This is a genomic window from Streptomyces sp. NPDC058758 (assembly GCF_042746075.1).
In the GTDB taxonomy this organism is placed as follows: domain Bacteria; phylum Actinomycetota; class Actinomycetes; order Streptomycetales; family Streptomycetaceae; genus Streptomyces.
This window is the reverse complement of sequence record NZ_JBHYPS010000045.1, coordinates 1-11,717: the sequence shown is the minus strand read 5'-3', so window position 1 is coordinate 11,717 and position 11,717 is coordinate 1. Positions and strand designations below refer to the sequence as shown.

Here is an 11,717-nt window from a genome sequence, read left to right as displayed (position 1 = left end):
GGCGGCGCTATCGCAGCAAGATAACGTCAGATTTCGGACTTTTGGCGCAGGGGTGTCGCCCCGGGGGCGGCGGGGGCGTGCGCCCCTCAGACCTCGGGGCGCAGCATGGGCGGGTTGAGCAGGGTCGCGCCGCCGGCCCTGAACAGCTGGGCGGGGCGGCCTCCCTGGCGGGTGGTGGTCCCGCCGGTCGGCACGAGGAAGCCCGGGGTGCCGGTGACCTTGCGGTGGAAGTTGCGCGGGTCGAGCGAGACGCCCCAGACGGCCTCGTAGACCCGGCGCAGCTCGCCGACGGTGAACTCCGGCGGGCAGAACGCCGTCGCGAGCGAGGAGTACTCGATCTTGGAGCGGGCCCGCTCCACCCCGTCGGAGAGGATCTGGGCGTGGTCGAAGGCGAGTGCGTCCGGGGAGTCGGGCCCGGCCGCCCGCGCCTGGTCGAGCAGTTCCTCCACGGGGGCCCAGCGCGCGCTGTTGGCGTCGCCGCCGGGCCGGGGGGCGGGCAGGTCGGGGGCGAGCGCGAGGTGCGCGACGCTCACCACCCGCATCCGCGGATCCCGCTTGGGCGCCCCGTAGGTCGCGAGCTGCTCCAGGTGCGCGCCGTTGTCCGGCACCGGCGCCGCCGACGGGTCGTGGGCGCACAGCCCGGTCTCCTCGGCCAGTTCGCGCGCGGCGGCGGCGCCGAGGTCCTCGTCGTCGCGGACGAAGCCCCCGGGCAGCGCCCACCGCCCCCGGAAGGGGTCTTCTCCCCTGCGGACGACCAGGGTGCACAGCGCGTGGCTCCGCACGGTGAGGACGACCAGGTCGACGGTGACAGCGAAGGGCGGGAAGGCCGACGGGTCGTAGGGAGGCATGCCGCGATCATAGTCGTCTTCCTGACGATAAGCACGCCCCTCGCGTTCTCCGCCCGCGAGGGCCCCGCCCTGTCGCGAGGGCTTCCTCTTCTCCGTCTCCGGCATCCGTCACACCCCCAGCTGCAGGCCCTCGGCGGCCTCCTCGACCATACCGAGTCCGAGACGGCTCACCCGCACGGCGAAGGGCTCCCCGGCGACCACGAGACCCGAGAGCCGGAGCTCCCCCAGCGGTGCCGAGGCCATCGGCTGCACGGCGACGCTCCGGCCGGGGGCGTCGGGGCGGATGCCGGCCAGGGCGGCGAGCGCGTGGACCGCTCCGGCGGCCGCGACGGCGGCGGGCCGGCAGGCGGCCGGGTGCGGCACGGGGCGCGCGCCCGAGGTCCGCTGCTCACCCGCGTACATCTCGGGCAACCGGTGGCCGAAGTGTTCGGCGGCGTCGAGGAGGCCCCGCAGCAGGGACGCGGACTCCTTCTCGTAGCCGGCGACGGCCAGTCCGGCGACGGCGACGGCCGTCTCGTGGACGCGGACGGCTCCGGCCCGGTGGCCGAAGGGATTGTGACCGGGCTCCTTGGCGCCGAGGCCGCGCAGCCCCCAGCCGGAGTCGAGCGCGGGGGTGCCGAGCAGCCGCGCGACCTGTTCGGTCTCCGTCCGGTCGAGCAGCCCCTGGGCGTACCGGCCGCCGTCGAGGAGCCCGGTGTCGAGGAGGTGGGCCACCCATCCGCCGAGCTGGGGCCAGGAGCGTCCCTCCGGTGCCCGGGCGGCGGCGGGCCGGCCGCCGGACGGGTCGTCGAGCCAGAACGTGCTCCGGAACCGCTCGCGCAGGGTGCGGGCCGCCGCCCGGAGTTCGGTTCCGCCGGGCCGCCCGCAGGCGTCGAGGAGGTCGGCCCCGAGCAGGGCGGCCCGATGGGCGTGGGCCTGGGTCTCGGCCCGCCAGGGGCCGCCGGGCGCCGGGTCCGGCAGGAGCCCGTCCGCACCGAGTCCGCGGCGCAGCCAGCCGAGGCAGCGCTCCGCCACCGGAAGGAGCTCGTCCAGGTCGGCGGCCGGGAGGCCCCACCGCCGGGCCTCGGCGAGGACGACGGGGAAGGCGAGGGTGGCCTCGACTCCGGTGCAGCGGGGCGGGAGGTGCGGTCCCGCGTCCCGCAGCGGGCCGGGCAGTCGCCCGGACTCGGCTCCACCGGTGACCTGGGTGCGGCCGAGGGCGCGGAGGGTTCCGGCGGCGAGCCGGGTGCCGAGCGGCAGGGCCATGCGGGCCGCCCAGAGGGCCTCCGCGGTGACCGGTCCGCAGCGCCACGGGACGCCGGCCGCGAGATGGACGTCGGCGGGGTGTGCCGGGTCGCGCTGGAGGAGGGCCCGCAGGTCCTCGACGCAGGCGCGGAGCAACGGGCCGGTCCTGCGGTCGTCGCCCTCCGCCCGGGCGTCCGGGAGCAGGTGCCCGCCGGGGCGGCCGCCCCCGCCGGGCGGGGCCGCACCGGGGCTCCGGTCGGCGTGGAGGCGGAGGCGGAGGGTGGTGGCGGTGCCGGGGGCGAGGTCGGTTTCCCAGCGGAGGACGCCGACCGCCGCCAGGGAGTCCGTGGGCGCCGGGTCGGCCGTGACGGCGACGGACCGGCCGTCGGGCGCGGTCCAGCGGAGGCCGGTGCCGTGGACGCTGGGCCTGAGTTCGGGGCGGGGCCGACCGGACGCGACCGCGCCCAGCTCCGCGAGATCCGTGCCCAGAGCGAGCTCCACCAGGACCCTGACGGGCCGGGGGGAGGCGCTGCGGAGGGTGATCCGCTCGGCTCCGTCGGCGCCGCGGGAGCGCTCGACGGTGGCCCCGGGGTCGGGTCCGGTGTCGCCGGGGAGCCTGAGGACACCGACGAAGACGGCCCGGTCGGCGGCGGCGAGCCGTCCCTGGAGGGGGACGGGCTCGCGTCCGGCGACCCGCAGGACGCTGCGGGAGAGCAGGCGCCTCCCCGACGCGTACACGCCTTCCGGTCCGTTTCCGGTGAGCTGGCCGTGCTCGGGGGAGACGGCGAAGGCGGGCAGGGCGACGCAGAGGAGGGCGTCGTGGACCGGGGGGAGTTCGCCGGGGCGGGGGCCGTGGGCGGCGGGGGCGCCGCCGCCCGCGACCGGGTGCCGGGCGGGATGTTCCGTCGGGTGTCCGGGGGCCGGGACAGGGCTGAGGACCATGGAGGGTGTGGCGTGCTCTCTGTGCGATCCGGACGGCCGGCGGGGCCTCGGCGGCACGGCTCGCCCGGCTCCGCCACAGAGGTGAACGGTTCGGCGGCGGGCGGGGTCACGGTCGTCATCGGCCGCTCCTCGTCCCGCGTCGTCCGCCGTGGTGCGGGGCGGGGTTGCCCGGCCGGCTCGCGGCGCGGCCCGCGGGCCGCACGCCCGAGGTGCCCCGTCCCCGCCGGGCGGCGCCGTGCCCCGCCCGCGGGAGCGCCGGTCGCGGCCCTCCGGGGCGGACTCCCCGTGCGCGGGTCCGGGTGCGCGTCCGGGAGAGGGGCACGGTGGTCCTCTCGCGGGCCTCGGCGCGGCTCTCCCGCCCCTGCCGCAGGCAGGAACGCAGCGACTCGGGGTCGAGGCCCTCGTTGCACGCCTGGTGCAGGAGGCGGGCGAAGACGTACTCGGGATCCGCCCGGAGGGCGAGGTTGAGGGCGACGCGGGCGGTCGGTTCGTCGCCGGTCGACCAGGCCGCCCAGCCGGCGAGGGCCAGCGGCGCCGCCGCGTACTCCTCGTAGGGGGTGACACAGCGCCGGGCGAGGACGCGCCAGAGCCGCACGGCCGCGGCTCCTTCCGCTCCCTCCATCCATTCGGCGAGGCGGTCGCGGGTGGCGCGGTCCTGGAGGCCCACGATCACGGCCGCGGCTTCACCGGGGTCGACTCGGGCGTCGTCGTCCGCCTCGATCACGGCCCGGCCCCGACGGGTCCCGTCCTCCCCGATCCGGCGCGGCGGTTCGGCGAACCTGCCCAGGAGCCGGCCGGCGAGGGCCACGGTCGCCTCGCGCAGCCGCGTCCGGCCGTGCTCCTCCGCGCCCTCCACGACGCGGGGGACGATCTTGGCCGCGGCGGCGTCGAGGGCGGCGCGCTGCCGTGCGTCACCGGGTGCGCCGGTGGGCCTGAAGCTCGCCTCCATCTCCCGCAGCGAGCCCCGCACCTCGATTCCCGCGTACACCGCGGCGGCCGCCAGGGCCGAGGTGCCGCCGAGCGAGAGCGGGGTGCCGTCGGGCGGGCAGCAGCGGACGTCGGGGCAGCAGTAGGAGAAGTGGCGCCCGCCCGAGATGCACAGCACCTCGTAGACGGGGATGTCGAGGGTTCCGCAGGCGGTCCGGAGGCGCTGGGCGAGGGGTCGCAGCCGCTCGTGGACCTCGCGGGCGGTCTCGCCCGGGTTCGGGTCCTGACAGAGGAAGCCGACGATGCCGTCGGGTGGCGCGGCGCGGCGGGCGGAGGCCTCGACGAGGCATTCGGCGAGGTGGTCCGCGGTGGAGTCCCACTCGCCGGGCGAGCGGGGGATGCCGACCCTGATCCGGCCGCCGAAGCGTCCGCTCTCGCCGTGCAGGGCGACGAGCACGACCGAGTCGTTCGGGTGGAAGCCGAGCACGAACGGCAGGGCGTCGGCGAGTTCGGACGGGCTGCGCAGGGTGATCTGCTGGCCTCGGGTGGATGCGCTGACTTCGTGGTGATTCGCGTTCATGGCGAGGACCGTCTCGTGATCTCACGTTTCCGACAACCCCTGTGGATAACTCCCTACATACGGTGTGATGAACAGATTTGCACTGTCCACAGATCGCCACCTCGTTCGCCGAATGTCCGAGGCATCGGGTTGCATGGACGCATGACCCACGCAGACCGTCCCGAAGACCGCGCCGCGCTCCGCACCGCCGCCGACGCCGTGCTCGCCCGACTCGTCGGGGACCCGACCGGCACGGCGAGACTGCGCGAGGACCAGTGGCGCGCCATCGAGGCGCTGGTCGCCGACCACCGCCGGGCGCTGGTCGTCCAGCGGACGGGCTGGGGCAAGTCGGCCGTGTACTTCGTGGCGACCTCCCTGCTGCGCGAGCGCGGCAGCGGGCCCACCGTCATCGTCTCGCCGCTCCTCGCCCTCATGCGCAACCAGGTGGACGCGGCGGCGCGGGCGGGCATCCGGGCCCGCACGATCAACTCGTCGAACACCGATGAGTGGGAGAGCGTCAACGAGGAGGTCGCCGCCGGCGAGGTCGACGTCCTGCTCGTCTCCCCCGAGCGGCTGAACAACCCCGACTTCCGCGACCGGGTCCTGCCGCGGCTCGCGGCCGCCACGGGGCTGCTGGTGGTGGACGAGGCGCACTGCATCTCGGACTGGGGGCACGACTTCCGTCCCGACTACCGGCGGCTGCGGACGATGCTGGCCGATCTTCCGTCCGGTGTTCCGGTCCTCGCCACCACCGCCACGGCGAACGCCCGGGTGACCGCGGACGTCGCCGAGCAGCTCGGCACCGGCGCGGGCACCGACGCCCTCGTGCTGCGCGGCCCGCTGGACCGCGAGTCCCTCAGTCTCGGCGTGGTCTCGCTGCCCGACGCGGCCCACCGGCTGGCCTGGCTCGCCGACCACCTGGACGAGCTGCCCGGCTCCGGGATCGTCTACACACTGACCGTCGCGGCCGCCGAGGAGGTCACCGCCTACCTCCGCCAGTGCGGGCACACGGTCGCCTCGTACACCGGGCGGACGGAGAACGCGGACCGCCAGCAGGCCGAGGACGACCTGCTGGCGAACCGGGTGAAGGCGCTGGTGGCGACCTCGGCGCTGGGCATGGGCTTCGACAAGCCGGATCTCGGGTTCGTCGTGCACCTCGGCTCGCCGTCGTCGCCGATCGCCTACTACCAGCAGGTCGGCCGCGCCGGGCGCGGCGTGGAGCACGCGGAGGTGCTGCTGCTGCCCGGCAAGGAGGACGAGGCGATCTGGCAGTACTTCGCCTCCGTGGCCTTCCCGCCGGAGGAGCAGGTGCGTCGGACCCTCGACGTGCTCGCCTCCGCGGGGAGGCCGATGTCGCTGCCCGCGCTGGAACCGCTGGTCGAACTGCGCAGGACCCGTCTGGAGACGATGCTCAAGGTCCTCGACGTGGACGGGGCCGTGCACCGGGTCAAGGGCGGCTGGGAGAGCACGGGGCAGCCGTGGGTCTACGACGCCGAGCGGTACGCCTGGGTGGCCCGGCAGCGGTCCGCCGAGCAGCAGGCGATGCGCGAGTACGCCACCACGACCGGGTGCCGGATGGAGTTCCTGCGGCGCCGGCTGGACGACGAGGAGGCCGCGCCCTGCGGCCGCTGCGACAACTGCGCGGGGCCGCGGTTCGATCCGAAGGTGACCGGCGCGGCGCTGGACGCGGCCCGGGGCGAGCTGGGCCGCCCGGGCGTGGAGGTGGAGCCGCGCCGGATGTGGCCGACGGGGCTGGCCGCCGCCGGGGTCGACCTGAAGGGCCGGATCCCGGCCGGTGAGCAGGCGTTCGGCGGCCGGGCCCTGGGGCGCCTTTCGGACATCGGCTGGGGCAACCGCCTCCGGCCGCTGCTCGCCGAGACGACGCCGGACGGACCGGTGCCGGACGACGTGGTGCAGGCGGTGGTCCAAGTGCTCGCGGACTGGGCGAAGGGGCCCGGTGGTTGGGCGTCCGGCGGCGCCGACGCGCCCCCCCGGCCGGCCGGGGTGGTCACGGTGGCCTCGCGGCGGCGACCGGCCCTGGTCGGCTCGCTCGGCACGCGGATCGCCGAGATCGGTCGGATGCCGCTGCTCGGATCGGTGGAGTACGCGCCCGAGGCGGAGGACGTGCGCCTGTCCCGGACCAACAGCGCCCAGCGCGTGATCGGGCTGCACCGGGCGCTGGAGGTCCCGCCCGGCCTCGCGGAACGGGTGGCCGCCGCGGGCGGCCCGGTGCTCCTGGTCGACGACCTGTCCGACACGGGCTGGACCCTGGCCGTGGCGGCCCGGCTCCTGCGGCGGTCCGGAGCGGAAGGGGTCTTTCCACTGGTGCTCGCCGTCCAGGGCTGAGAAGGGCCGGGAAACGGCGAGTGAATACTGGGTAACTGGGCAGGGATATCAGTGGCATAACGGTTCATTACCGTCAGCCGCCTCAATTGCTCGTTGCCGCCCCGCTCGGGCCAAGCAAGAATTGGGGAACCGCCCCACACGGCTCCAGCGGTCCGGAAGGACTGTGCCGTGCTGCGCCCTCACCCGACCTTGCCCGCCTCGCGGGCGCGTATCCGAAGGGAGGACCGTGACCCTCGGATTCGCTCCGTCCACCGCCTCGCTCGGCTCGAGTTCCGCCTCTGCGAGCCGCCTCGCCCGGATGCTGGAGCCCGCCGATTGGGCCGCGGCCGGAATTCCCTTGCTGCGCAGTCCGCGTGAGGTCGTGAGCGGACTGCACTCCCGCCACCGTCCCCTGCCCACGACCGCGGTCGTGGCGGTGCTCGACCACGAGGAGCGCCTCACCGCGAGCGCCTCGTTCGCGCGCCGTCCCGGCCCCGCCGACGGCTGGGAGTTCCGCAACGCGCTCCTGGCCCACCTGCGGCGGGTGGTCCCGCACGACCTCCGGCGGCGCGCCCCCGTCCGGACGGCGGTACTCGTCTACTGCCGCGACGGCGACGAGCGCTGGACGGAGGAGGACGGGGCCTGGATGTGGGGGCTCCGCGACGCCTGCACGCTCCATGGACTGCGCTGTGGCGCGTACATCACCCTGACCAAGGCCGGCTGGCAGGTCTTCGGCGAGGGCCGGGGCGGCCGTCGGCCGAGTTCGGACTCCGTCCCGATCGCGCTGGGCGAGCCCACCGGCGAGCTGGGTCACCTCGTGCCGCGGACGGCGGGCGGGGCGGCCGAACCGCTGCGCAGGGCCGCCGCGCGCTGAGCCGGCCGGCCGCTCCGCCGGGCCGTTGCCGGTCCGGCGGAGACGCGACCGGTTCAGACTCCGGCGCCGAGGACCGCGCCGACCCGCTCGGGGTCTCCGCAGACCACCAGCAGGGCACCCGCGCGGGACCGGGCGACCGGCAGGGCACGGGCGGCCACGTCGTCGCCGCCGTTGACGGCGACGATCACCACGGGACGGGCGGTGACCCGGTCCACCGCGGCGGCCTCCGCGAAGAACACGTCCTCGGCGGTGTCCTGCTGGGCCCAGTAGGCGGACTCGCCGAAGGACAGCTCGTGCGCGGTCCAGGGGTGGCGTTCGCCGGTGGTGAGCACCAGGACCTCGCCGGGCGCCCTCCCGCTGTCCAGAAGCAGGTCGAGGGCCTCCTCGGCGGCGTCGAGGGCTCCGTCGGGGGAGGCGGGGATGAGCTGGAGCTGCGGGCCGCCGTGGCCGGAACGATTCTCCGGACGGCTCTTGGGTGCGGGCGGGCCCGGGACGGGACGCGGGGCCGGCGGTCCGGGACGGGCCGGGCCGGAGCCCGGTCCACCGGGACGCGGGGAGGCCGCGGAACGCGGGCCGGGGACGGGACGAGGGGTCGACGCGGGGCGGCCGGCGGCCGCGGTGGCGCTAGGACCCTGGGCGCTCTCGTGAATCTGAGGCTCCTCGGGAGGGAGAGGCATGGGTGGATGTCTATCAAATGCCGTTTCGGACGGCACCGTCGGGTGGGCGCACAGGTGCGCCCCCGGCCCTTCGGGACCTCGTCGGTGAGGTTCCGCGGCCGGAAGATCAGAAGTCGAAGCCGAGTTGGCCCCCGCTCTCCAGAGCGGCCGCTTCCGCGGAGAGGCGGACCTTCTTGAGATGGCTCCATCGGGGCATGGCGTCCAGGTAGGACCAGGAGAGCCGGTGGTGCGGGGTGGGCCCCAGCTCTTCGAGGGCGGCCTTGTGGACGGGCGAAGGGTAGCCCGCGTTGGCAGCGAAGCCGAAGCCGGTGCAGTCGGGGCCGGAGTCCAGCTCGGCCATCATGGCGTCCCGCCGCACCTTCGCGATCACGGAGGCCGCGGCGACGGCGATGCAGGACTGGTCGCCCTTGATCACCGTACGCACCCGCCACGGACTGCCGAGGTAGTCGTGCTTGCCGTCGAGGATCACCGCGTCCGGGCGGACGGGAAGGCCGTCGAGGGCCCGGACGGCCGCGAGGCGGAGGGCGGCGGTCATCCCGAGTTCGTCGATCTCGCGCGGGGACGCCTCGCCGAGCGCGTAGGCGGTGACCCAGCGCTCCAGCTCGGCGGCGAGGGCGGTGCGCCGCTTCGGAGTGATCAGCTTGGAGTCGGTCAGGCCCTCGGGGGGACGGCGCAGGCCGGTGACGGCCGCGCAGACGGTGACGGGCCCGGCCCATGCTCCGCGTCCGACCTCGTCGACCCCGGCGACGATCTTGGCGCCGGTGGTGGCTCGGAGCGACCGCTCGACGGTGTGGGTGGGAGGTTCGTACGGCATGGCGCCTGACAGGTTACGCCGCCGGGTGCCGCGTGCGGTACCCGGATTCCCGTCAGGCGCTCCGCCCCCGCTCCGAGAGGTCGGTCAGGACGGCCCCGAGCGCACCAGCGGCACCATGATCCGGTCGATCACCTCGGCCATCTCCTCGTCCGTCCATTCGCTGCCGCACACCTTCGACCGGTACATCATCATCGCGGGGATGACGTCGAGGACGAGGTCGTCGAGGGCGTCGGGGCGCACCTCTCCACGCGCGATGCCGCGCTCCAGCACCTGACCGAAGAGCTGTTTCGAGGGGCCGATGACGCCCGTGTCGATCAGGGCGCGGAGGCGCACGGCCGCTTCCTCGTCGCACTCGTGAAGGACGGCGCGCAGGGCGAGGCCGGGGCGCGAGTTCATCACGTCGCGGACGCGGCGGCAGAGCTCGTACAGCTCGTCGCGGAAGCCGCCGAGGTCGGGGGCCTCGCCGAAGCGGGGCAGGCCGGCCCGGAGGGCGTCGGCGACCAGGTCTTCCTTGGACGGCCAGCGCCGGTACACCGCGGCTTTGCCCGTCTGCGCGCCGAGCGCGACACCCTCCATGGTCAGGCCGTTCCATCCGACGCTGCTCAGCTGGTCGAGCACCGCGTCCAGGATGGCGCGTTCGAGCACCGGTCCGCGTCTGCGGGACGCCGCCCCGTCCGGCCGGGCGGCGGCCGTGGAGCGCGAAGTCATCATCAGGGTCTCTCCGTTGGATCCGAGGCGAACCACCGGCAGTGCCCAGTGAACGGTTGCGTTCACTGAGAGGGACTCACTACCGTGAAGACCAGTGAACGGTCACGTTCACTAATTCTTCCGTGGGGGATCCATAGTGACAACAACTCCGGTCGACACACAGGCCGAGAAAGGCCTCGCCGGCTCCGGGGGCCGGCCGGGAATCGCACTGACGGTCATCGCCGCCTGCCAGCTGATGGTCGTCCTCGACGCCACGATCGTGAACATCGCGCTCCCGCACATCCAGGACGCGCTCTCCTTCTCCACCACCGATCTGTCCTGGGTGCTCAGCGCCTACACGCTGACCTTCGGCGGTCTGCTGCTCCTCGGCGGCCGGGCCGGCGACATCCTCGGCCGCCGCCGGGTCTTCATGGCCGGCATCCTGCTCTTCACCTTCGCCTCGCTGCTCGGCGGCTTCGCCCAGGAGCCCTGGCACCTGCTCGCCGCCCGGGCCCTGCAGGGCGTGGGCGGAGCGATCGCCTCGCCGACCTCGCTCGCCCTGATCACCACCACGTTTCCCGAAGGGCCGGAGCGCAACCGGGCGTTCGGCGTCTTCGCGGCGGTCTCGGCCGGCGGCGGCGCCATCGGGCTGCTCGCCGGCGGCATGCTCACGGAATGGCTGGACTGGCGCTGGGTGCTCTTCGTCAACGTGCCGATCGGCCTGCTGATCGCCTTCCTGGCGCCCCGGTACATCAACGAGTCGGAGCGCCACCCCGGCCGGTTCGACATCGCGGGGGCGGCGACCTCGACGCTCGGCATGGCGGCGCTGGTCTACGGCTTCATCCGCGCCTCGGAGAACGGCTGGCGGGACTCGCTGACGGTCGGTTCGTTCGCCGCCGCGGCCGTCCTGCTCGTCGCCTTCGCCCTGGTCGAGTCGCGCGCGAAGGAACCGATCACGCCCCTGCGGATGTTCGCCGACCGGAACCGCTCCGGGACGTACGTGATCATGCTGAGCCTCGCGGCGGCCATGTTCGGCATGTTCTTCTTCATCGTCCTGTGGGTGCAGAACGTGCTGGGGTACTCCCCGATCGCCTCCGGCCTCGCGTTCCTCCCGGTCACGGTGGCGATCGTGACCGGCGCCGGGCTGTCGCAGCGGTTCCTGCCCGTGCTGGGCCCGAAGCCCTTCATGGTGACCGGTTCCACGCTCACGGGCCTCGGCCTGCTGTGGCTGACGTTCATCGAGGCGGACAGCGGGTACGTCGGCGGGGTCCTGGGCCCGATGGTCCTCTTCGGCTTCGGCATGGGCCTCAACTTCGTCACCCTGACGCTGACGGCCGTCTCGGGGGTGGCCCCGCACGAGGCAGGCGCCGCCTCCGGCCTGCTCAACGCGACGCAGCAGGTGGGCGGCTCGCTGGGCCTCTCCATCCTGGTGACGGTCTTCGGCACGGCGAGCCGTACCGAGGGCGAGCGGCAGGCGGCGGACTTCCTCGCCCACGCCTCCCCGGAGCAGCGGGCCGAGTTCCTGCGGACGGGGGAACTCCCGGCCCCCTGGAGCCACGAGGTGCTGACCTCGGGCATCTCGACCGCGTTCACCGCGGCGGTGGCCATGGTCGCGGTCGCGCTGCTCACCGCCGTCCTGGTGATCCGGGTCCGCAGGAGCGACCTGGAGGCCCTCAGCGGCAGGGCCGGGGCCGCGGGCCCCGTGGCCTGACGGCAGCCGTGGGTGGGCCGGCCCCCCCGGGGGCCGGGCACCCCCGCGGGGAGGGGCCGGGGGGGGGGGGGGGGCCCCCCCCGGGGGGCGCCCCGGGGGGGGGCACCCCAGGGGGGGGGGGGGCGCCCC

The 11,717-nt window shown here is 75.1% G+C and carries 9 protein-coding genes; 3 read left to right on the top strand and 6 right to left on the bottom strand.

Going from position 1 to position 11,717, the window contains the following annotated elements:
• Positions 1 to 86 precede the first annotated feature (86 nt).
• The 3 genes from ACFW6A_RS33890 to ACFW6A_RS33880 form a co-directional block, all read right to left on the bottom strand.
• On the bottom strand, positions 87 to 848 hold the full coding sequence (locus tag ACFW6A_RS33890) for an NUDIX domain-containing protein (protein ID WP_351849295.1): 762 nt from the start codon (positions 846 to 848) through the stop codon (positions 87 to 89).
• A 108-nt stretch (positions 849 to 956) separates the two neighbouring features.
• Positions 957 to 3,014: a glycogen debranching N-terminal domain-containing protein gene (locus ACFW6A_RS33885; RefSeq protein WP_386645405.1), complete on the bottom strand. Its 2,058-nt coding sequence runs from the start codon at positions 3,012 to 3,014 to the stop codon at positions 957 to 959.
• 115 nt (positions 3,015 to 3,129) lie between these two features.
• Positions 3,130 to 4,521: a DUF4192 domain-containing protein gene (locus ACFW6A_RS33880; RefSeq protein WP_386645402.1), complete on the bottom strand. Its 1,392-nt coding sequence runs from the start codon at positions 4,519 to 4,521 to the stop codon at positions 3,130 to 3,132.
• Positions 4,522 to 4,662: 141 nt separating this feature from the next.
• On the opposite strand from ACFW6A_RS33880, the gene ACFW6A_RS33875 reads away from it, so the two are divergent.
• Positions 4,663 to 6,846 (top strand): RecQ family ATP-dependent DNA helicase, encoded by a 2,184-nt coding sequence (locus ACFW6A_RS33875; protein ID WP_386645399.1) that lies wholly within the window; start codon positions 4,663 to 4,665, stop codon positions 6,844 to 6,846.
• A 226-nt stretch (positions 6,847 to 7,072) separates the two neighbouring features.
• Positions 7,073 to 7,699, top strand: a complete 627-nt coding sequence (locus tag ACFW6A_RS33870) for a hypothetical protein (RefSeq protein ID WP_351849283.1) — start codon at positions 7,073 to 7,075, stop codon at positions 7,697 to 7,699.
• A gap of 53 nt (positions 7,700 to 7,752) precedes the next feature.
• Here ACFW6A_RS33870 and ACFW6A_RS33865 read toward each other — a convergent pair whose 3' ends face one another.
• The 3 genes from ACFW6A_RS33865 to ACFW6A_RS33855 all read right to left on the bottom strand — a co-directional run bounded on the left by ACFW6A_RS33865 (position 7,753) and on the right by ACFW6A_RS33855 (position 9,901).
• On the bottom strand, positions 7,753 to 8,376 hold the full coding sequence (locus ACFW6A_RS33865) for a hypothetical protein (protein ID WP_351849281.1): 624 nt from the start codon (positions 8,374 to 8,376) through the stop codon (positions 7,753 to 7,755).
• Between the two features lie 106 nt (positions 8,377 to 8,482).
• A complete protein-coding gene (locus ACFW6A_RS33860) occupies positions 8,483 to 9,190 on the bottom strand; it encodes a ribonuclease HII (RefSeq protein ID WP_351849279.1) in 708 nt (235 codons plus the stop codon).
• An 84-nt stretch (positions 9,191 to 9,274) separates the two neighbouring features.
• The gene (locus tag ACFW6A_RS33855) at positions 9,275 to 9,901 is read right to left on the bottom strand and encodes a TetR/AcrR family transcriptional regulator (RefSeq protein ID WP_351849276.1); all 627 of its coding nucleotides are present in this window, start codon (positions 9,899 to 9,901) and stop codon (positions 9,275 to 9,277) included.
• 133 nt (positions 9,902 to 10,034) lie between these two features.
• Between ACFW6A_RS33855 and ACFW6A_RS33850 the strand changes: the two genes are divergently transcribed.
• Entirely contained in the window at positions 10,035 to 11,588 is a 1,554-nt protein-coding gene (locus ACFW6A_RS33850; protein ID WP_351849274.1) for an MFS transporter, read from the top strand.
• Positions 11,589 to 11,717: the final 129 nt, after the last annotated feature.